Raw genomic sequence first — 20,882 nt, forward strand, 5'->3', positions numbered from 1 at the left:
CCCGGTACGGGTGTGGGCGGGTGTCGGTGGGGGTCCCTAGACTCTCGGGGTGTGACCTCACCGACCACTGCGCAGCCGACGTCCGCCTCCGCCGCCCCGGGTTCCTCGGGAGATCGGCCCACGCTGCTGCTACTGGACGGGCATTCGCTGGCCTACCGGGCCTTCTTCGCGCTGCCCGCGGAGAATTTCCAGACGGTCACCGGGCAGACCACCAATGCGGTGTACGGGTTCACCGCCATGCTCATCAATCTGCTGCGTGACGAGAAACCGACCCATGTGGCCGCCGCCTTCGACGTCTCCCGGCAGACCTTCCGGGTGGAGGCCTACCCGGAGTACAAGGCAAACCGGTCGGCGACTCCCGACGAATTCCGCGGGCAGGTCGAACTCACCAAAGAGGTGCTGGGCGCGCTCGGTATCCGGGTGATGGCGATCGAGGGTTACGAGGCCGACGACATCATCGCCACGCTCACCAGCCAAGCCGTCCCGCAGGGATACCGGGTGTTGGTGGTCACCGGCGACCGTGACTCGATCCAGCTGGTCTGTGACGACGTGACGGTGCTGTATCCCCGGAAAGGGGTCTCCGATCTCACCCGGTTCACTCCGGAGGAGGTCGAGAAGAAATACGGTCTCACCCCGGCGCAGTACCCGGATTACGCGGCGCTGCGTGGCGACCCCAGTGACAACCTCCCCGGTATCCCGGGCGTGGGGGAGAAGACGGCCGCCAAATGGATCCGGGAGTACGGGGATCTGAACACACTCGTCGACAAGGTGGACGAGGTCCGCGGCAAGGTCGGTGATTCGCTGCGCGCCAATCTGAGCAGTGTGGTGCTCAACCGTCAGCTCACCGAGATGGTTCGCGACGTCCCGCTGCCCTACACCCCTGATCAGCTGGCGCAGGGGGCCTGGAACCGGGAGCGGATCCACCAGCTGTTCGACGATCTGGAATTCCGGGTACTGCGCGACCGGCTCTTCGAAACCCTGGCCCCGCCCACCGTGGAGGCCGAATCGGGTTTCGAGATCAGCGGGCGCACACTCGAGCCCGGCAGCGTGGCGGACTGGCTCGCCGAACACGCGAAATCCGGTGCCCGGCACGGTATTTCGTTGTCAGGCACCAGTACACCGGCGGCCGGTGACGTGCGCGCGCTCGCCATCGCCGCCGCGGACGGCGAATCCGGCTATATCGATATCACCGCCCTCACCGCCGAGGACGAATCGGCGCTCGGTGCCTGGCTCACCGATACCTCGCACAGCAAGGCCCTGCACGAGGCCAAGGGCGCGCTGCACGCGCTGCGCGGTCGCGGCTGGACGCTGGGGGGCCTGAGCAGCGATACCGCGCTGGCCGCCTATCTGGTCCGCCCGGGCCAGCGCAGCTTCAACCTCGACGATCTGTCGTTGCGGTACCTGCACCGGGAACTGCGCACCGAGACCGAGGCCGCGCCGCAGCTCTCCCTGCTGGACGCCGAGGACGCGGTCGACGCCGAACTCGCGCAGAACGAAATGCTGCGGGCCCGCGCGGTCGCCGATCTGGCCGACGCCCTGGACGAAGAGCTCGCCAAGATCGAATCCACGCCGCTGCTCGACGAGATGGAACTGCCGCTGCTCGGGGTGCTCGCCGAACTCGAGGACGCCGGTATCGCCGTCGACACCGATCAGCTCGGCGAATTGCAGCGGCAGTTCGCGGACAAGGTCGCCGAGGCCGCGAACGCCGCCTACGACGTGATCGGGAAGCAGATCAATCTCGGGTCGCCGAAACAGCTGCAGGTGGTGCTGTTCGACGAACTCGATATGCCCAAGACCAAGCGCACGAAGACCGGCTACACCACCGACGCGGACGCGCTGGAATCGCTCTACGAGAAGACCGAGCATCCCTTCCTGCAGCATCTGCTCGCCCACCGCGACGCCACCCGCCTCAAGGTCACCGTGGACGGCCTGCTGAAATCCGTGGCCGACGACGGCCGGATCCACACCACCTTCAACCAGACCATCGCCGCCACCGGGCGGCTGTCGTCCACCGAGCCCAATCTGCAGAACATTCCCATCCGTACCGATACCGGCCGGATGATCCGGGACACGTTCGTGGTCGGCCCGGGCTACGAATCGCTGATGACCGCCGACTACAGCCAGATCGAGATGCGGATCATGGCCCATCTCTCCGGGGACGAGGGCCTGATCGAAGCCTTCAACTCCGGCGAGGATCTGCACAGTTTCGTCGCCTCCAAGGCGTTCGACATTCCGATCTCCGAGGTGTCCCCGGAGGTGCGCCGCCGGATCAAGGCGATGTCCTACGGTCTCGCGTACGGCCTCAGCTCCTACGGTCTGTCCGCTCAGCTGAAGATCAGCACCCAGGAGGCGAAGGAGCAGATGGATATCTACTTCGCCCGGTTCGGCGGTATCCGCGACTATCTGCACGCCGTGGTGGAGCAGGCCCGCAAGGTGGGCTACACGCAGACCCTCTTCGGCCGGCGCCGCTATCTGCCCGACCTCGACCACAGCAACCGCCAGCGCCGCGAGGCCGCCGAGCGGATGGCGCTCAACGCCCCGATCCAGGGCACCGCCGCCGATATCATCAAGGTCGCGATGATCAATGTGCACAGCGCGCTGGCCGAATCCGGGCTGCGGTCGCGGATGCTGCTGCAGATCCACGACGAACTCGTCTTCGAGGTCGCGCCGGGTGAGCGGGAACAGTTGCGGGAGCTGGCTCGGGAGCAGATGGCCTCCGCCATCGAACTCTCTGTCCCGCTCAGTGTTTCGGTCGGCGTCGGGCGCAGCTGGGACGCGGCGGCGCACTGAGCCGCGCGGCGGCAGCGGTCCGCAGCGCCCGCCGGGACGGATGATCGTCGGTGGGCCCGGACCGTGCCGTGCTGTCCACAGCGGACAGAGGTCGTGACCGATTTCTGCCGCGAGGTGCCGTCTGCTCGTGCCGATCCGGTTCCGGAACCGGGATGGACGGCGATTGTGCGCCGATCAGTGGAGTATTCGGCGCGTGGCCTGTGCCCGGTACCGGGCACAGGTGTTTATGATGCTCCGCGAGTACTGCTTACCGATTCATCGGCGAATCTCGGATGCGGTACGGATATTGCTTCCGGGGTAATCGCCTGGAAATCGGGTTCGCCTGTGCGATCCGGATTTCGGGACAGTCGGCGGTGTCCGAGTTCGTGTGAATTTTCGATCCGAACATGAGGACTGGAGCACGATGAACCACAAGTATTCATCCATTGTGGCCACGCTCGCCGCGGTGATATCGGTCGTCACCGGCGCTGTCTCCACTGTCGATACCACGGCGCGGGCAGCGCCGGGGGAAATCGATTCCGGTGGGCTGCGCGTGGTGGCGTCCGCGAATTCCAGTACTTCCGAGCCGTCCGGTGACACGGCGATGGGGGTGCCCTTCGCGCATACGGTCAAGGTATCCGGGGACTTCTCGGTCGCCGCCGACGGCGGCTCACCGCTGCGCGGCGGTGAGATCGTCGCCGGCTATCTGCTCGGCTGCGCCGTCGATATTGCCAACGGAATCTCGGTCGCCATCGCACCGAGTGTCGGTGCCTCCACCGAGGTCGCACCTGAGGTGGGTGTCGACTTCGGGGTCGATCTCGCCCCCGGAGCGGTCGAACCGCCTATGGCCGAGCCGGACCCCGAAGGGAACGGACAGCCTATGGTCGATCCCTGGCTCGACGTGCTGACACCGCCCGAGGTCGGCGTCAGTACCGGTGTGGGTGCTGCTCTGGCGCAGGCCTTCGGTGTCGAGACCGGCCTCGCCGGCGAGCTCGCGGTCAACTTGGCGCCCGGCACGGTGACGACGGCCGTGGTCGGCGCGGCGGAACTCGACGAGGAATCGACCTTCCCGTACACCTTCGCGCACAGCAATACCCCGTTGCAGGTCAACGGCTGTCTGTCCCCGGCCTCGGCCATGCCGTTCGTCACCGTGCGTGCCGATACCCCCGGTGGCACTGTGCAGACGACGGGTTACGGCACCTCATTCATATTCTGAGCGGGCCAGGCCACCGCGCCCACTGCCGGTGCCCTCGGATGCCGTCCGCTCTCGAAGTGCGGTCCGCGGCGTGGCGAGTGACGAAGGTCACTCGCCACCTGGCCGCCGTCGCTCGCGGCCCGGACGCGCGCAGCCCGGGCCGTAAAGCGATGACGGTGTGCCGTGCCTGTCGTCCGGGACTGCGGGGCCGGGTAGGCGGGCTGCGGGGCGAACAAAAGATTCGGGGGCCGATCATGGAATGTCCCAATCCGCATCGAGAAGAGCCGGTTTGCGGTCGATGGGTCGCGGTGGCGTCCGGCCCGCCGGGGGTGGGGTGCCGTTCGGCGTGGCTCGCTCGAGCTGTGTAGCCGGCGGCGCGGCGTCCGGTCGGTCACCGGCACCCGGCGGCGATTTCGGGTTGTCTGCCGGTGACCAGGGAGAACGGTACTCGGCGGTAGGAGAAACGGCGCGCGAATATGGTTGCCATCTTCCCGGGGAGTCTTTATTCTCGACCCCGTGCAAATTCCTGCCGCCGGCCTGTGTGCCGCGCCGATGTTCGCAGATCGCGACGGTGCGGTGCTCCTCTCGCGTACCGCGGAGTCGGCTCGTCGGCTACTTGCCGTAGTAGTAACCCGCCGTAGCGGGGTCTGATTCGGACCGGCCCCCTCGCTGCGGGCCCCCTTTTTCTGCTTTTGCTGGTCCCCCAAACCTGCCGACCATCTCTGGGAAGACCTACGTGCTCATGACCACACTGACTCTGGAAAACGACGCCCTGACCACGGCCGCCCCGCGCAGCCTGCGTACCGAATGCGCGGAACTGACGGCCGATCAATTCCACGACCGTTACGGCGAATGCGCCGGCCCGATCCGGCTCGCGGGCTGGTCGTCCACCGGTGCGCGCGGCGGCGCCTTCACCGCGACCCTCGAATTCGCGGGCTGGTCCCGTTCGGTCGTGGCGGCGGGCAGCCCCATCGCCGCCATGACCTCGGCACTCTACGAAGCCGGCTACCCCGTCGAGATCCTGCGGTTCCATCAGCGTCGCACGGCGGCGGGCACCGCGACCTTCGTGCAATGCGAATCCGACGGTCGCCGTGGCTGGGGCGCTGCCCTCGCCGCCGACGGCGCGGAATCCTCGGTGCGGGCCATGATCGCCAGCGTGAACCGCCTGGGAGCGCTGCGCTAGGCGTACCTTCGCGTTCGCTCCGGCCGTGCGCGGGCTGTCGACGGGCTTGTGCCCGGCTGTGTCACCAGTGGGCTACCGACCGCACCGTACGACAACGCGACGGCGGGCTCCACACCATCCCCGGAAAGTGTGGAGCCCGCCGTCGTTCGTCAATTCTATTCGGCTGCTTCGCCGTTGGTCGCCTGCTGCTCGGCGAGTTGCTGACGAACCTCATCCATATCGAGTGCCTTCACCTGGGAGACCAGGTCCTCGAGCGCCGCGGGCGGCAACGCCCCGGGCTGCGCGAAGACGAGTACACCCTCGCGGAAGGCCATGATGGTCGGGATGGACTGGATATTGGCGGCCGCGGCCAGGCCCTGTTCGGCCTCGGTATCGACCTTGCCGTGCACGACATCGGGATGCTTCTCCGACGACGCATCGTAGGTCGGGGCGAAGCTGCGGCACGGTCCGCACCAGGAAGCCCAGAAATCGACGAGTACGACGTCGTTACTGGTGACTACGTCATCGAAGTTCTGCTGCGTCAGTGTCTGGGTGGCCATGACGTCCTCTCGTGGTCGGTTTCAGGCTGTAACGCCGGCCCCGGCCGCGGTGTTCCGCGGCGGTGTCGTACGCCACCGGTCCCCACCCTACGTGGCGGGGTCCACGGTCGGTCCGGCTCCGGTCAGCCGTGTTCGGCGACCGACCACGCCCGGCGCTGGTCGCCGTCCCAGCGCCGGATACCCACCACGGTCGCGGTGGTGTCCCGGTCGGCCGCGACGGCGGCCACCGCGTCACCGATCCGCTGCGGCAGGACCCGCCGCGCCAGCGTGACATGCGGTGTCCATTGGTTGGGGCGCAGATTGGCCGGGATATCAGGACACGGTTCGACCAGCTGGTGGATGCGGCGATGCCAGGCCAGCAGTTGTTCGGACGGGACCACCGCCCGCACCAGGATCGGCCGCCGCGCCCCGAACACCAGCACGCCGCCGAGACGTACCGGGAAGGGCCGGAACGGCAACCGGTCGAGCTCCTGTTCGATCCGCGGCCAGATCTGCCGGGCCACCGCCACGGTGATGTGCGGCCGGTGACTTTCGGTGTCTCCGTCGCGCCTGCCCTGTCCCAGCCCGGGCAGCCCCGCTTCGGCGAGCAGGTCCCACTGCCGCCGGATACGTTGTTCGGCCGCCTCGTCGAGCAGTAATTCCACCGACTGCACCATGATCTGCAGACGGTAGCGGGTCGGCCGCCGGAGGACGGGCGGTGGCTGTGCCGGGCGCCGCGCCCGGAGATCAATCTTGGGTTACTCGGGGTGTGCCGCGGGCCGCGGTCGCCTACTGTGCCTGACAAGGTCGACGAGCGGCCGAGGGCCCACGATTATTCGCGAGCGGCAGGTGGTGGCGGTGGTGGATCGATCCGGTGCCCGGGTGCGGCGCATGGTCTGCGGGCTGGCCGGTATCGCGCTGCTGACCGGGTGCGTGACCAATGTGGAGGACACCGGGCCGGTCCCGCCCAAGGTCGCGGTGCGCGCGGTGGACGCGCTGGCCGCGCGGGTGCCGGCCGATATCGCCGCCGCCGGGGAGGTGGTGGTCGGGGTCAATGTGCCGTATCAGCCGAACGAGTACCGTGACCGGCACGGCGCGATCGTCGGTTTCGACGTGGACCTGATGGACGCGGTCACCGCGGTGCTCGGTCTGCGCGCCCGCTACACCGAATCGGCGTTCGAGAAGATCATTCCCGCGGTCCAGGCCGGTACCTACGATATCGGCATGTCCTCGATCACCGATTCGGTGGAGCGGGAGAAGCAGGTCGATTTCGTCACCTATTTCAGCGCGGGGGTGCAGTGGGCGCAGCGCACCGGCCGGCACGTCGACCCCGCGAACGCCTGCGGTAAGCGCGTCGCGGTCCAGGCGACGACCGTGGAGCACATCGAGGAAGTCCCGGCCAAGAGCGAAGCCTGTGTCGCCGCGGGCCGGGACCCGATCATCATCGACGCGTTCGACGAACAGAGCGCGGTGACCAATGCGCTGGTCCTAGGTCAGGTGGACGCCATGTCCGCGGATTCCCCGGTCACCGCGTACGCGATCGAACAGACCGACGGCAAGATCGAACCGGCCGGCCCGATCTTCGACGCCGCGCCCTACGGGTGGGCCATCGTAAAAGGGTCGCCGCTGGCGCCGCTGCTGCGCGACGCGCTGCAGCACCTCATCGATACCGGGCAGTACCGCCAGATCACCGAGAACTGGGGAGTCCAGGAGGGCGCGCTGCGTACCTCCGTGATCAACGGTGCGAGGGAGTCGACGCGATGACCGCCGATCCGACCGGGGCCGCCGCCGCGGCCGCCGAACCCGAGCCCATCGCCGCGGTGCCGTTGCGGCGGCCCGGCCGCTGGGCGGCCGCCGCGCTGATCCTGGCGCTGGCCGGATTGTTCGTCTACGGCGCGGCCACCAATCCCGCGTACCGCTGGGATGTGTACTGGCAGTATCTGCGCGATACCCGGATCGCGGCGGGCGCGGTGGTCACCCTGGAGCTCACCGTGCTGGCGATGGTCATCGCCGTCGTACTCGGTACCACGCTGGCGGTGATGCGGCTGTCGCCGAACCCGGTGCTGCGGGCGAGCGCCTGGGTCTACCTGTGGGTGTTCCGCGGGACCCCGGTGTACGTGCAACTGGTCTTCTGGGGGCTGGTCCCGTCGCTGTACCAGAACGTCGCGTTCGGTGTGCCCTTCGGTCCGCGCCTGTTCGAGGTCGATGTGCAGAGTTTGCAGGCCGGGTTCGCGTTCGCCGTGATCGGGCTGGGACTCAACGAGGCGGCGTATATGGCCGAGATCGTCCGGGCCGGGATCAACTCGGTCGGTGAAGGCCAGCGTGAAGCATCCATCGCGCTCGGTATGTCCTGGTCGCAGACCATGCGGCGGACGGTGCTGCCGCAGGCCATGCGGGTGATCATCCCGCCGACCGGTAACGAACTCATCAGCATGCTGAAGACCACCGCGCTGGTCACCGCCATACCGCTCAGTACCGATCTGTTCGGCCGGGCCCGCGATATCTACGGGGTGAACTTCCTGCCCATACCGCTGCTGCTGGTCACGGCCACCTGGTATCTGGCGATCACCAGCGTGCTGATGGTCGGCCAGTACTACCTGGAGAAATACTATTCGCGGGGTATATCCCGGCAACTGACCGCGAAACAGCTCCAGGAGCTGGCCGACGCGCGCGGAGAGGTACGGGCGAAATGAGCGCGACGGAACCGATGGTCCGCGCCGACCGGGTCTGCAAGAGTTTCGGGGCGCTACGGGTCCTCGAGGGCATCTCGCTGGACGTGCGGCACGGTCAGGTGCTGTGCCTGATCGGGCCCTCGGGGTCGGGAAAATCCACCTTCCTCCGGTGTATCAACCATCTGGAACAGATCGACGCGGGTCGCTTGTACGTGGACGGGGAACTGGTCGGCTACCGCGAGCAAGCCGGCAAGCTCTACGAGCTGCATCCGCGCGACGCGGCCCGCCAGCGGCGGGAGATCGGCATGGTCTTCCAGCATTTCAACCTGTTCCCGCATCGCACCGTGCTCGCCAACATCATCGAGGCACCCATCCAGGTCAAGAAGACCCGCCGGGCCGACGCGGTGACGCGGGCGAAGGAACTGCTGGACCGGGTCGGGCTGGCCGACAAGGCAGGTGCCTATCCGGCACAGCTGTCCGGCGGCCAGCAGCAGCGGGTGGCGATCGCCCGGGCGCTGGCGATGGACCCGAAACTCATGTTGTTCGACGAGCCCACCTCCGCGCTGGACCCGGAGCTGGTCGGTGAAGTTCTCACGGTCATGCGCGAGCTCGCGGCCTCGGGTATGACGATGATCGTGGTGACCCATGAGATGGGTTTCGCGCGCGAGGTGGCCGATCGGCTGGTGTTCATGGACGGGGGAGTCGTGGTCGAGGCGGGGCCGCCCGGCGATCTGCTGACGAATCCGGCGCACGACCGCACCAAAGCGTTCCTGTCCCGGCTGCTGTAGTAGCCGTCCGTGCCTACCGGAAGTGGACCCGTGCGGTGACCTGTTCGGTGAATTCGCCGGTCGACGCCTGGCCACCCAGGTCGGCCGTGGCGATACCGGCGGCGAAGGTCGCCGCGACCGCGTGCTCGATCCGCTTCGCGGCCCCGGCGAGGACCGGCCGGCCGTGCCGGTCGGCCAGCCAGCGCAGCAGCATGGCGGCGGACAGGTGCAGGGCCACCGGATCGGCGCGGTTGTGTCCGGCCAGCTCGGGGGCGGCGCCGTGGACGGCCTGTGCCATCGCCCGGTCGGCCGAACAGTTCAGGGAGGCGGCCGTACCCAGCGATCCGCCGAGCTGTGCGGCCAGATCGGACAGGATGTCACCGAACAGGTTCTCGGTGACCAGGACATCGAAATCACCGGGGGCGCGGACCAGATGCGCGGCGGCCGCGTCGACGTGTTCGTCCGTCACCGTCACATCGGGGTACTCGCGTGCCACGGCATAGCAGGTGTCGCGGAACAATCCCATGGTCAGTGGCAGCACATTCGCTTTGTGCACGATGGTCACCCGCCCGCGCCGGGCGGTGGCCAGCCGGAAGGCCTCGTGCGCGATCCGTTCGGACGCCGCCCGGGTCACCAGGCCGACCGACAGGGCGATATCCGGGGTGGGACAGAACTCCCCGGACCCGACCGCCATGTTCCGGTCGGCGTAGAAACCCTCGCTGTTCTCGCGGACGACCACCAGGTCGATATCCGGTGCGACCGCCGCGACACCGGGAAATGCTTTGACGGGCCGGATATTGGCGTGCAGGCCGAAATGACGCCGGATCGCACCGCCCGGCGCGATGCGGTGCTCCGGGGGATAGGAGGCATTGTCGTGCGGGCCGAGGATCCAGCCGTCGGTGTCGAGCAGGCCGGTCAGGGTGGCTTCCGGGAGGGCGGTGCCGAATTCGTCGATGGCGCGGCGGCCCATCGGCAGCGGGACCCAGTCGACCGCGGCCGCGCCGGCGGCGGACAGTGCCTCGTCCACCACCCGCCGCGCCGAACCCACCACCTCGGGCCCGATCCCGTCGCCCTCGATCACGCCGAGGCGTAACCGCTCACCCTGTGCTGTCCGTTCCATCCGCACATGGTCGCAGGCAATCGGTGCTAACCGGCCGCGGGGCCGGGCGGCTCGTGATTCGTATCGTGCGCGCCCGGTCCAGTGCGCACGATGCTATCTTGGTGATATCACTTTGATAGAGGGAGGATGTCATGACATTCCGGAACGCCGCGCGGGTCAACGGGTTCGTCGTGCTATTGATCTGGCTGGTACTCACCATCGCGCTGGCGGCGGTGGCGATCGCGGGATTCGCGGCATTCGCACAGCACCGGAACGCCGCGGGCCTGGCGGGGGCGATCGTCGCGTGCGTGCTGGCGGTGATCCTGCTGCTCGGCATCACCGGCCTGACGGTGGTGAACCCCAACGAGGCCAAGGTCGTCCAGTTCTTCGGCCGCTATATCGGCTCGGTGAGCGAACCCGGATTCTTTTCGGTCCTGCCGCTGACCGATCGCCGCAGTATCTCGCTGCGGGTCCGGAACTTCGAGACACAGAAACTGAAAGTCAACGACGCCGACGGTAACCCGGTGGAAATCGCGGCGGTGGTCGTCTACAAGGTGGTCGACAGTTTCAAGGCCGCCTTCGCCGTGGACGACTACGAGGAATACGTGGAAACCCAGTCCGAGGCCGCGGTCCGGCACCTGGCCACCACCCACCCCTACGACGCCCACGACGCCGACCGCACCAGCCTGCGTGACGGCGCCGAGGTCGCCGAGGAACTCACAGTGGAATTGCGTGACCGCACCGAGACCGCCGGGATCGAGGTCATCGAGGCGCGGATCACCCACCTCGCGTACGCGCCGGAGATCGCGCAGGCGATGCTGGTCCGTCAGCAGGCGGCGCAGGTGGTGGCCGCCCGGACGCAGATCGTCGAGGGCGCGGTGGGCATGGTCGGGCTGGCGCTGAACCGGCTCACCGCCGAGGGCATGGTCGAACTGGACGAGGAACGCAAGGCCACCATGGTCTCGAACCTTCTGGTGGTGCTGTGCGGTGACCGGCCGACACAGCCGGTGGTCAATGCGGGATCGCTGTACAACTGATGGCCGAACGCAAGAAGGTCCTGCTCCGGCTCGACCCCGCGGTCCACGACGCGATCGCCAGATGGGCGGCCGACGATCTGCGCAGCGTCAACGCGCAGATCGAATTCGCCCTCCGGCGCGCGCTGGAGCAGGCCGGACGTTCTCCGCGTCCGACCCGCGGCGACGAATCCTGATCGGACCGGGCTCCCGGCTCGCCCGTCTCCGGGCGAGCCGGGAGATTCTTGTGTCCGTCACCGCCGACGTGTCCCGCGACCGCTGTCGCACCTTCGGCGCACTCCACTCTTCGGCGCCGAGGAGCGCTCGCCGCCGAGCCTTACGGTCGGTCGGGTTTATGGCTCACGAAGATGGCTGTGCCCGGGAACAGTTGACCGCGTAGCGGGCTCCACTGGCCCCATTCCCGGTCCAGCCATTCCGGCCACTCCGGTTCGACGATATCGTCGAGCACCAATCCGGCCCCGACTATCTCCCGGACCCGGTCACCGATGGTGCGATGGTGTTCCGCATAGGTGCACCGGCCTTCGCTGTCGATCTCGGTGTACGGGGTGCGGTCGAAATAGGGGATCACCGCTTCGAGACCGTCCGGGCCGGGATCGTCGCGGAAGATCCACCGCATCGGATGGTTCACCGCGAACACCCAGCGCCCGCCCGGCCGCAGCACCCGGGCGACCTCGCGCATCACCAGGGCGGAATCGGCGACGAAGGGGACCGCGCCGAAGGCCGAACAGGCCAGATCGAAGGATTCGTCCGCGAACGGCAGGGCCTCGGCGCCCGCCTGCACCAGCGGCACCCGCGGTCCGCCCCGCGTCATCGCGGCCAGCCCCCGGGACAGCATTCCCCGCGAGATATCGAGCCCGACCGGGTGGGCTCCCCGGCCGGCCAGCCAGCGGGCGCAGGGTGCCGACCCGCAGCCGACCTCGAGAATCCGTTTGCCGGTGACCTCGCCGAGGAAACCCATATCGCCTTCGTGCAGGCCCTCCGGGCACCAGACGAATTCGCCGCCGACACTGTCGGCACCGAGGAAATCCCCGTGCGTATCGTGGTACTGGCCGGCGTCGGCGTCCCACCAGCGCCGGTTCGCGCGTTCGCTCTCGGCCGAGCCGATCCGCAGGCGTGCCGCACCCGTGGTGCCCAGTAGTTCGGTGGCCTGAGCGTGGCGATCTTGAACGAGGTCGTCGGACACGATTCGAAGCCTATAGATTCGCTGCGGGGGGTCGTTTGCCCGCCCGGTTCCGGGTCGCGTACGCTGAACGCGCAAGTGATCACACCTGGAGCCGCTGGGTGTATCGCAGCGTACCGAAAGTCTCAATGTCCGCAACCGATCACAATCCGTCCGGAGCAAACCGCCACATGCCCACCACCGTCACCTCGCCGCAGGTAGCCGTCAACGACATCGGCTCCGCCGAGGATTTCCTCGCCGCCATCGACGCCACGATCAAGTACTTCAACGACGGCGATATCGTCGAAGGAACCATCGTCAAAGTCGACCGCGACGAGGTCCTGCTCGACATCGGTTACAAGACCGAAGGCGTCATTCCGTCTCGCGAGCTCTCCATCAAGCACGATGTCGACCCGAACGAGGTCGTTTCCGTGGGCGATGAGGTGGAGGCTCTTGTCCTCACCAAGGAGGACAAAGAGGGTCGCCTGATCCTGTCCAAGAAGCGGGCTCAGTACGAGCGCGCCTGGGGCACGATCGAGGAGCTCAAGGAGAAGGACGAGGCCGTCCGCGGCACCGTGATCGAGGTCGTCAAGGGCGGTCTGATCCTCGACATCGGTCTGCGCGGCTTCCTGCCCGCCTCGCTGGTCGAGATGCGCCGGGTCCGTGATCTGCAGCCGTACGTCGGCAAGGAGATCGAGGCCAAGATCATCGAGCTGGACAAGAACCGCAACAACGTGGTCCTGTCCCGCCGTGCCTGGCTGGAGCAGACCCAGTCCGAGGTGCGCAGCGAATTCCTGCACCAGCTGCAGAAGGGCCAGGTCCGCAAGGGTGTGGTCTCCTCTATCGTCAACTTCGGCGCCTTCGTCGATCTCGGCGGTGTCGACGGTCTGGTGCACGTCTCCGAGCTCTCCTGGAAGCACATCGATCACCCGTCCGAGGTGGTCGAGGTGGGCAACGAGGTCACCGTCGAGGTTCTCGACGTCGACCTGGACCGCGAGCGTGTCTCGCTGTCGCTGAAGGCCACCCAGGAAGATCCGTGGCGGCAGTTCGCTCGCACCCACGCCATCGGCCAGATCGTGCCCGGCAAGGTCACCAAGCTGGTGCCGTTCGGTGCGTTCGTGCGCGTCGAAGAGGGCATCGAGGGCCTGGTGCACATCTCGGAGCTGGCCGAGCGCCACGTCGAGGTCCCGGACCAGGTTGTGGTCGTGGGCGACGACGCCATGGTCAAGGTCATCGACATCGACCTGGAGCGTCGCCGGATCTCGCTGAGCCTCAAGCAGGCCAACGAGGACTACAGCGCCGAGTTCGATCCGTCGAAGTACGGTATGGCCGACAGCTACGACGAGCAGGGCAACTACATCTTCCCCGAGGGCTTCGATCCCGAGACCAACGAATGGCTCGAGGGCTTCGACAAGCAGCGCGAAGAGTGGGAAGGCCGCTACGCCGAGGCCGAGCGTCGGCACAAGATGCACACCGCGCAGATGGAGAAGATGGCGGCCGACGCCGCGGCCGAGGCCGCGGGCGGTGGCGGTTCGTCGAACTACTCCTCCGAGAGCGGCGCGCAGTCCAGCACCAGCCAGCCGGAGTCGGGCGGCGGTTCGCTTGCCAGCGACGCCCAGCTCGCGGCCCTGCGGGAGAAGCTGTCCGGTAACGCCTGAGGCGACCATCGATAGCCGATAGCCGAACGGAAGACCCCGGTCCCTGGTGGACCGGGGTCTTCCGCGTCAGTGCCCGACGGTGAACCTGCGCTGGATGTGCCGCGGAAGCTGCGCTTCGTCCAGGAGCGCCACCGCGACATCCTCGGCGGAGATATCGCGGCCGCCGGTATCGAGCAGTTGGTCGCCGCCGATCCGGAATCTGCCGGTCCGTTCACCGGGGTCGATACGGCCCGAGGACGGGCTGAGGTAGGTCCAGAGACGATTCGACGTGCGATAGATATTCAGTGCGTCTCGCAACGCGGCGACGACTCGGCGGTACTCGCGGGGTACGCCGAGTGCGGCGGGAAGGTTGTCCGCGAAGTCCGGCTCGTCCACGAGCTGCCGGCCGGGGGCGACTTCGAGGCTGCCCGCGCCGCCGACCACGAGTACCCGGGTCGCCGGATGCCGTGCCAGGGCCGCCACCATCGCCTCCGCCCCCGTGACGAAATCGCCTGCGCGCGCGATTGTTTCCTCGATTCCATAGCCGGCGTTGACCGCACTGATCACCACATCCAGCCCGGCGATCGCGGTGGCGATACTGTCCACGTCGCGCCAGTCGGCCACCTGCCAGTCGATATCGCCACGCTCCCGCGGGAAGCGGGATTCGTCGGTGGTGAAAGCCCGTATCCGATGACCTCGGTGTACGCATTCGGCGACCACTCGGGAGCCGATCACGCCGGTGGCACCGAAAACTCCGATATGCATACCCACTCCTAGTGCATGCCGTGCATTTACTACACGGCGTTCAGAAATTGTACATAGGAGACTAGCAACTCTGTAGAGTGTCAAGCGTGGCCGAAGTAGTGATGAGCCGCCGGGAGCGGTTGCGGGCGGAGACCACCCGCGAGATCAAGGCGATCGCATTACGGCTGCTCGCCGAGGGCGGCCCCGACGCGATCGCCTTGCGGGCGATCGCCCGGGAAATGGGGATGACGGCGGGCGCTGTCTACGGTTATTACGCGACCCGCGACGATCTGATCTCCACCTTGATCGCCGACGTCTACACGGCCCTGGTCGACCGTCTCGAGGCGGCACGGGACGTGATCCCCGTGGCGGATCCCGGCGGCCGGATTGTGGCGTGGGGCGAGGCGGTGCGCGGCTGGGCAGTGGAGCGCCCCGCGGAATTCCGGCTCGTCTACGGGGACCCGGTCCCCGGTTATCGGCCACCTCCGGGCGGGCCGGCCGCGGCGGCGGAGTTGCGAGCCTGCACGGGATTGGTCGGCCTGGCGGCGGCCGTCTGGCCCCACCGTCGCGGCCGGGCGGCTGATGACCAGGTCGATTGGGCCGATTTCGCCCCGGAACTCACCGGGCACGTCCGATCGGAGTTCCCTGAACTGCCGCCCGCCGGATTGGCTTTCGCGCTGCGCATGTGGGGCCGGATGCACGGCCTCATCGCGCTCGAGGTGTACGGCCATCTGCGGCCGCAGACAGCCGACCCGGCCAAACTCTTCCGAGCCGAGATGGACGAGCTGATCGATGGATTGGGGCTCTAGCGCCCGGGATACAACAGTGGCCCGGTCCGAGGACCGGGCCACCGTTGTCCGCCGGGAACTAACCTGCCGGGACCGGGACCCAGCGCGGCCAGACCATCGACGGACGCGGGCGATGAGCGGCGAGACTGTGGCGGGGTGCGATGGTGAAAAGGCTGAGCCAGGGGCGGCGGTTCTTCGCCAGATACGCCGCCACGGCCGGAATGGTGAGACAGTGCACGCGCCCCGGCGCCCCCAGCCGGTGCCGGCCTGTGCGGTAGTACCTGATGCGCATGCTCGTTCCTTTGCTATCCGTAACAGAAGCGGTGAATCGGGGCGTGCACTCAGGCCGAACACTAACGCAGTCACTGGCGTAATCAGGACATTTGCGCCGTTCCCCCACGCCTGGGCGTGTCGAGCGGGTAGTGCGCGAAACCTCGTCGCTGCGGCGGTACGGGCGGATGCGAGACTGGGCGAATGTTGCGAATCGGCCTCACCGGCGGTATGGGAGCGGGCAAATCGACGGTCGCGCGAGCGCTCGTGGAGCGGGGCGCGGTGCTCATCGACTCCGATGTCATCGCACGGGAAGTGGTCGCGGTCGGAACGCCGGGGCTCGCCGCCCTGGTCGAGGCGTTCGGCTCGGATATCCTGGCCGCGGACGGCAGCCTGGATCGTCCCGCGTTGGCGGCCAAGGCGTTTCGTGACGACGAATCACGCACCACTCTGAACTCCATCACCCATCCGCTGGTCGGGCAGCGCACGGCCGAACTCTTCGCCGCCGCCGCGCCGGACGCCGTTGTGGTCCAGGATGTTCCGCTGCTGGTGGAAAACCATATGGCACCCTTCATGAACCTGGTGCTGGTGGTGGATGTCGCCGCCGAGACCCGGATCCGACGCCTGGTCGAATTCCGGGGGGTGGCCGAGGACGATGCGCGGGCGCGGATCGCGGCGCAGGCGACCGACGAGCAGCGCCGGGCCGCCGCCGATGTGCTGCTGGACAACAACGGCCCCGCCGGCGAGGTCGAAGCCGCTGTGGCGCGGCTGTGGGACGAGCGGTTGGTCCCGTTCGAGGCGAATATGCGTTCCGGCGACGCCGTGCGGCCGGCGCCCCGTCTCGTGGACCCGGATCCGGAATGGGCCGCGCAGGCGCAGCGGCTGATCGCGCGGCTGCGGGTGGCCGCCGGCGCCGCCGCTGTGCGGATCGACCATATCGGTTCCACCGCGGTGCCCGGCCTACCCGCGAAAGACCTCCTCGACCTGCAGATCACCGTGCCGGACCTCGCCGCGGCCGACGGTATCCGCGACGCGCTGGCCGCCGCCGGATTCCCGGTGATCCCGCAGCACACCCACGACAATCCGAAGCCGGGTGCCGGAGCCGAGGTGGATCCGGGGCGCTGGGAGAAACGCGTGCACGGCAGCGCCGATCCCGGGCGCCCGGCCTATGTCCATCTGCGGGTCGCCGGTGGGCCCGGGCAGGTGTTCGCGCTCGCCTTCCGCGACTGGCTGCGCGCCGAACCGGCCGCACGGGCGGAATACGCCGAGGTGAAGCAGAAGGCGGCGGCCGCGGCCGGGGGGCTCGATCGAGAGGAAGCCGTCGCCGCCTACCTGGCGGTCGAGGAACCTTGGTTCGACGCGGTGTACCAGCGGGTGCTCACCTGGCGGGCCGCGCATCCGGAGTAGCGGTAGCGGATGTGCCCGGGCGGTGCGCCCGCTCCGCGGAGCGGGCGGGCGGGGTCCCGGCGCGCCGGCGGGTTACAGCCAGGTGAGCGGCATATCCAGCGAGGCCGTCCAGGCCAGGAAGTCGTGGCCGTGGGCGGCGATACCGTCGATGGCCCGGGTGGCCGTGGCCACCGCTCGCTCCGCGGCACGGGCATCGAGCAGGCCCACGGTGTGTGCCGCCAGGAGTTCGTCGACGTCCAGGAGTTCGGTCTCTCTTCCCGTGCGGACCACCAGATCGAGATAATGGTCCACCGAGCGCCATTTCTTCGGCCCGACCTCGCCGAATTCGCCGATATCGAGGTAATAGTCCTGATCGCGCCGATGGGCCGGATTGAAATGGAACACCGTCGCGCGCAGGTTCAATTCGGGGAGCAGCCACGACTCGATGTAGTGGAATTGCGGGTGATCGGCGGTCCGCGCCATGTAGAGCCCCCAGGGCTCGAGGTGGTAGCGCTCCACATCGCGGACGAAACCCTTCGGATCGGTGTTCGTCAGTTCCGCGATATCGAAGTACTCCACCTTCGGCCGGTGGACGTCCACGCTCGGTGCCTGTGTCACAGCTGCTGAATCTACCCACCGGGCGGGCCGGGCGAGTAGGGGCCGCCGCTTCGTCCCGCCGGGCCCGGCCGCGGGACGTGGGCTCCGGCACAGGTCGCGGGCGGGATTCTGTCGGTGTCCGCGCTTAGTCTTGGGGCATGGCATTCGCAACCGAACTCCGTGCGGCCGGCGTCAGCGGGACCGAGGCCGACGGAGAGACTCCGCTGGCCCGATCGGAGTTCCGCCCGGTCGGTGAGATCGAACGCACCGGTGGGCGGTTCGAGGTGGTCAGCCCGCATCGGCCGGCCGGTGATCAGCCCGCCGCGATCGAGGAACTCGAGCGCCGGATCACCGCGGGTGAGCCCGATGTGGTGCTGCTCGGTGCCACCGGTACCGGTAAATCGGCGACCACGGCGTGGCTCATCGAACGGCTGCAGCGGCCGACGCTGGTGATGGCCCCGAACAAGACACTGGCGGCGCAGCTCGCCAACGAACTGCGCGAAATGTTCCCGCACAACGCGGTGGAGTATTTCGTCTCCTATTACGACTATTACCAACCCGAGGCGTATATCGCGCAGACCGATACCTATATCGAGAAGGACAGCTCGATCAACGACGATGTGGAGCGCCTGCGCCACTCGGCGACCTCCGCGTTGCTGTCGCGCCGGGATGTGGTGGTGGTCGCGTCGGTGTCCTGTATCTACGGTCTGGGCACGCCACAGTCCTATCTGGACCGCTCCGTCCTGCTCGAGGTCGGCTCCGAGGTCGACCGCGACGCATTCCTGCGGATGCTGGTGGATGTCCAGTACACGCGCAACGATATGTCGTTCACGCGGGGGTCGTTCCGGGTGCGCGGCGATACCGTCGAGATCATTCCGTCCTACGAGGAACTGGCGGTCCGGATCGAATTCTTCGGCGACGAGATCGAGGAACTCTATTATCTGCACCCGCTCACCGGCGATGTCGTGCGCAAGGTGGATACGGTGCGTATCTTCCCGGCCACCCATTATGTGGCGGGACCCGAGCGGATGGAACGGGCCGTCGTCGCTATAGAGGCCGAACTCGAGGAACGCCTCGCCGAGCTCGAACGCAAGGGCAAACTGCTCGAGGCGCAGCGGTTACGGATGCGTACCCAGTACGACCTGGAAATGATCCGGCAGGTCGGCTTCTGCTCCGGTATCGAGAACTATTCGCGTCATATCGACGGCCGGCCCGCCGGTTCGGCGCCGGCCACCCTGCTGGACTATTTCCCGGACGATTTTCTGCTGGTGATCGACGAATCCCATGTGACCGTGCCGCAGATCGGCGGGATGTACGAGGGGGATATGTCGCGGAAACGCAACCTCGTCGAGTACGGTTTCCGGTTGCCTTCGGCGGTGGATAATCGCCCGCTCACCTGGGAGGAATTCGCCGAACGGATCGGGCAGGCGGTGTACCTGTCGGCCACCCCCGGCGACTACGAGCTCGGCCGCACCGGCGGTGAGGTGGTGGAGCAGGTCATCCGTCCCACCGGCCTGGTCGATCCGAAGGTCGAGGTGAAACCCACCAAGGGGCAGATCGACGACCTGCTGCACGAGATCCGGTTGCGGACCGAGCGCGACGAGCGGGTCCTGGTCACCACGCTCACCAAGAAGATGGCCGAGGACCTGACCGACTATCTGCTCGGTCTCGGCGTTCGGGTGCGTTATCTGCATTCCGAGATCGACACCCTGCGCCGGGTCGAGTTGCTGCGGCAGCTACGGCTGGGCGAGTACGACGTGCTGGTCGGGATCAACCTGCTCCGCGAGGGCCTGGACCTGCCCGAGGTATCGCTGGTCGCGATCCTGGACGCCGACAAGGAAGGCTTCCTGCGCAGTACGAAGAGTTTGATCCAGACCATCGGCCGGGCCGCTCGCAATGTGTCCGGCGAGGTGCACATGTACGCGGACAAGATCACCGATTCGATGCGCGACGCCATCGACGAGACCGAGCGCCGGCGCGCCAAACAGCTCGCCTACAACGCGGAAATGGGCATCGATCCGCAGCCGCTGCGCAAGAAGATCGCCGATATTCTCGACCAGGTCTATTCCGAGGCCGGCGACGAGGTGGAGGTCGGTGGTTCCGGCCGTAACGCCAGCCGCGGCCGGCGGGCCCAGGGCGAACCCGGCCGGGCGGTCAGCGCGGGCATCGTCGAGGGGCGCGATATCAAGTCCATGCCGCGCGCCGAGCTGGCCGACCTGGTCGCCGAACTCACCGATCAGATGATGAACGCGGCCCGCGAGCTGCAGTTCGAGCTCGCGGGCCGGCTGCGCGATGAAATCGCCGACCTGAAGAAGGAGCTGCGCGGTATGGATGCGGCCGGATTGCAGTGACCGGATCCGGACCGCGCCGGCTCTCGGGTTCAGGCCTGCGTGGCCATCCATTCGTTCACGCGACGCTCGGCCTCCTCGCGGGAGACATCCTCCACCCGGGTCATCACGACCCAGCGATGGCCGAAGGGGTCCTTCAGGGCGCCGTAGCGGTCGCCGGTGACGAAGGTGGCCGGGTCCTCGGCCACCCGGGCGCCGTGCTCGCGGGCACGGGCGATCACCGCGTCGACGTCGGGGCAGTAGTGGACCAGCGAGGTGTGTACCCAGTCGCCGCTGGGCGCCAGCACATTCTGGTCCGGTACCGGGAGCCCCAGCTGGATGGTGGAATCGCCGATCTTCAGTTCGGCGTGGGCGGGTTGCCCGTCGGGCATATCGTTGCGCGAGATCACTTCGGCGCCGAACACCGCGGTGTAGAAGTCGATGGCGGCATTGCCGTCGGAGACCGCGATGAACACGGTGATGGAGTGGTAGCCCGCGGGGATGGGATCGACTGTTTCGCTCATGCCCATGACTCTGCCGCGCCGGGGCCGCGGATTCTTGTAAGAAAGCGACAGCTCACTGCGGTTCGGCTCGGGCCCGCCCGCACAGCCGGGCTGTGGCGTCCGGTGGGTGACGATCACCCGCCGTCCCCGGCCGCCCGTGCCGGGTCGCGCCGCTGGGTCGGGCAAACGTGTGCGAACCCGCGCCCGGGCGCCCGGCATTCGGTCGCGCGCCCG

The 20,882-nt window shown here is 67.8% G+C and carries 20 protein-coding genes; 12 read left to right on the forward strand and 8 right to left on the reverse strand.

What is annotated here, in order from left to right; all coding sequences use genetic code 11:
• Nucleotides 1–51: 51 nt before the first annotated feature.
• The 3 genes from polA (at nucleotide 52) to IG75_RS0126305 (ending at nucleotide 5,147) form a co-directional block, all read left to right on the forward strand.
• A complete protein-coding gene (gene polA, locus IG75_RS0126290) occupies nucleotides 52–2,790 on the forward strand; it encodes a DNA polymerase I (protein WP_030523737.1) in 2,739 nt (912 codons plus the stop codon).
• Between the two features lie 403 nt (nucleotides 2,791–3,193).
• Nucleotides 3,194–3,985, forward strand: a complete 792-nt coding sequence (locus tag IG75_RS0126300; RefSeq protein WP_030523736.1) for an MspA family porin — start codon at nucleotides 3,194–3,196, stop codon at nucleotides 3,983–3,985.
• 721 nt (nucleotides 3,986–4,706) lie between these two features.
• Complete coding sequence (locus tag IG75_RS0126305) at nucleotides 4,707–5,147, forward strand: 2-isopropylmalate synthase (protein WP_030526018.1); 441 nt, start codon at nucleotides 4,707–4,709, stop codon at nucleotides 5,145–5,147.
• A 155-nt stretch (nucleotides 5,148–5,302) separates the two neighbouring features.
• On the opposite strand, the gene trxA is transcribed toward IG75_RS0126305, so the two are convergent.
• Nucleotides 5,303–5,686 carry a thioredoxin gene (gene trxA, locus IG75_RS0126310; protein ID WP_030523734.1) on the reverse strand — a complete coding sequence of 128 codons (384 nt, stop codon included), beginning with the start codon at nucleotides 5,684–5,686 and terminating at the stop codon, nucleotides 5,303–5,305.
• Nucleotides 5,687–5,808: 122 nt separating this feature from the next.
• Nucleotides 5,809–6,342, reverse strand: coding sequence for a 2'-5' RNA ligase family protein (locus IG75_RS0126315; RefSeq protein ID WP_030523733.1), 534 nt, complete (start codon nucleotides 6,340–6,342; stop codon nucleotides 5,809–5,811).
• 214 nt (nucleotides 6,343–6,556) lie between these two features.
• On the opposite strand from IG75_RS0126315, the gene IG75_RS0126320 reads away from it, so the two are divergent.
• The 3 genes from IG75_RS0126320 to IG75_RS0126330 are packed head-to-tail and all read left to right on the forward strand — an operon-like array spanning nucleotide 6,557 to nucleotide 9,125.
• Complete coding sequence (locus tag IG75_RS0126320) at nucleotides 6,557–7,429, forward strand: ABC transporter substrate-binding protein (RefSeq protein ID WP_081877151.1); 873 nt, start codon at nucleotides 6,557–6,559, stop codon at nucleotides 7,427–7,429.
• Entirely contained in the window at nucleotides 7,426–8,358 is a 933-nt protein-coding gene (locus tag IG75_RS0126325; RefSeq protein WP_030523731.1) for an amino acid ABC transporter permease, read from the forward strand. The genes IG75_RS0126320 and IG75_RS0126325 overlap by 4 nt, the downstream gene beginning before the upstream one ends.
• Nucleotides 8,359–8,372: 14 nt before the next feature.
• Nucleotides 8,373–9,125 (forward strand): amino acid ABC transporter ATP-binding protein, encoded by a 753-nt coding sequence (locus tag IG75_RS0126330; RefSeq protein ID WP_168165646.1) that lies wholly within the window; start codon nucleotides 8,373–8,375, stop codon nucleotides 9,123–9,125.
• Nucleotides 9,126–9,138: 13 nt separating this feature from the next.
• Here IG75_RS0126330 and IG75_RS0126335 read toward each other — a convergent pair whose 3' ends face one another.
• Nucleotides 9,139–10,224, reverse strand: coding sequence for an isocitrate/isopropylmalate dehydrogenase family protein (locus tag IG75_RS0126335; protein WP_030523729.1), 1,086 nt, complete (start codon nucleotides 10,222–10,224; stop codon nucleotides 9,139–9,141).
• A 131-nt stretch (nucleotides 10,225–10,355) separates the two neighbouring features.
• Here IG75_RS0126335 and IG75_RS0126340 point away from each other — a divergent pair, with 131 nt between their 5' ends.
• Together IG75_RS0126340 and IG75_RS39745 are read left to right on the forward strand one after the other, a co-directional pair.
• Nucleotides 10,356–11,240, forward strand: coding sequence for an SPFH domain-containing protein (locus tag IG75_RS0126340; RefSeq protein WP_030523728.1), 885 nt, complete (start codon nucleotides 10,356–10,358; stop codon nucleotides 11,238–11,240).
• Complete coding sequence (locus IG75_RS39745) at nucleotides 11,240–11,413, forward strand: type II toxin-antitoxin system antitoxin (protein WP_168165643.1); 174 nt, start codon at nucleotides 11,240–11,242, stop codon at nucleotides 11,411–11,413. The genes IG75_RS0126340 and IG75_RS39745 overlap by 1 nt, the downstream gene beginning before the upstream one ends.
• Before the next feature lie 140 nt (nucleotides 11,414–11,553).
• Here the strand turns inward: IG75_RS39745 and IG75_RS0126350 are convergent, their stop codons facing one another.
• Nucleotides 11,554–12,420 carry a class I SAM-dependent methyltransferase gene (locus IG75_RS0126350; RefSeq protein ID WP_030523727.1) on the reverse strand — a complete coding sequence of 289 codons (867 nt, stop codon included), beginning with the start codon at nucleotides 12,418–12,420 and terminating at the stop codon, nucleotides 11,554–11,556.
• 167 nt (nucleotides 12,421–12,587) lie between these two features.
• Here IG75_RS0126350 and rpsA point away from each other — a divergent pair, with 167 nt between their 5' ends.
• Entirely contained in the window at nucleotides 12,588–14,054 is a 1,467-nt protein-coding gene (gene rpsA, locus IG75_RS0126355; protein WP_030523726.1) for a 30S ribosomal protein S1, read from the forward strand.
• 66 nt (nucleotides 14,055–14,120) lie between these two features.
• Here rpsA and IG75_RS0126360 read toward each other — a convergent pair whose 3' ends face one another.
• Nucleotides 14,121–14,798 carry an NAD(P)-dependent oxidoreductase gene (locus IG75_RS0126360; RefSeq protein ID WP_030523725.1) on the reverse strand — a complete coding sequence of 226 codons (678 nt, stop codon included), beginning with the start codon at nucleotides 14,796–14,798 and terminating at the stop codon, nucleotides 14,121–14,123.
• 86 nt (nucleotides 14,799–14,884) lie between these two features.
• On the opposite strand from IG75_RS0126360, the gene IG75_RS0126365 reads away from it, so the two are divergent.
• Nucleotides 14,885–15,586, forward strand: coding sequence for a TetR/AcrR family transcriptional regulator (locus IG75_RS0126365; protein ID WP_210436845.1), 702 nt, complete (start codon nucleotides 14,885–14,887; stop codon nucleotides 15,584–15,586).
• 58 nt (nucleotides 15,587–15,644) lie between these two features.
• Here the strand turns inward: IG75_RS0126365 and IG75_RS38515 are convergent, their stop codons facing one another.
• Nucleotides 15,645–15,857, reverse strand: a complete 213-nt coding sequence (locus tag IG75_RS38515) for a hypothetical protein (RefSeq protein ID WP_081877111.1) — start codon at nucleotides 15,855–15,857, stop codon at nucleotides 15,645–15,647.
• Nucleotides 15,858–16,039: 182 nt separating this feature from the next.
• Between IG75_RS38515 and coaE the strand changes: the two genes are divergently transcribed.
• Entirely contained in the window at nucleotides 16,040–17,242 is a 1,203-nt protein-coding gene (gene coaE / locus IG75_RS0126370) for a dephospho-CoA kinase (RefSeq protein WP_030523723.1), read from the forward strand.
• Between the two features lie 72 nt (nucleotides 17,243–17,314).
• On the opposite strand, the gene IG75_RS0126375 is transcribed toward coaE, so the two are convergent.
• The gene (locus tag IG75_RS0126375) at nucleotides 17,315–17,839 is read right to left on the reverse strand and encodes a ribonuclease FAU-1 family protein (protein ID WP_030523722.1); all 525 of its coding nucleotides are present in this window, start codon (nucleotides 17,837–17,839) and stop codon (nucleotides 17,315–17,317) included.
• 137 nt (nucleotides 17,840–17,976) lie between these two features.
• Here IG75_RS0126375 and uvrB point away from each other — a divergent pair, with 137 nt between their 5' ends.
• On the forward strand, nucleotides 17,977–20,169 hold the full coding sequence (gene uvrB / locus IG75_RS0126380; RefSeq protein ID WP_276087049.1) for an excinuclease ABC subunit UvrB: 2,193 nt from the start codon (nucleotides 17,977–17,979) through the stop codon (nucleotides 20,167–20,169).
• 29 nt (nucleotides 20,170–20,198) lie between these two features.
• On the opposite strand, the gene IG75_RS0126385 is transcribed toward uvrB, so the two are convergent.
• Nucleotides 20,199–20,669, reverse strand: coding sequence for a VOC family protein (locus tag IG75_RS0126385; protein ID WP_030523720.1), 471 nt, complete (start codon nucleotides 20,667–20,669; stop codon nucleotides 20,199–20,201).
• Nucleotides 20,670–20,882 lie beyond the last annotated feature (213 nt).

Source organism: Nocardia rhamnosiphila NBRC 108938 (assembly GCF_000720425.1).
GTDB lineage: Bacteria > Actinomycetota > Actinomycetes > Mycobacteriales > Mycobacteriaceae > Nocardia > Nocardia rhamnosiphila.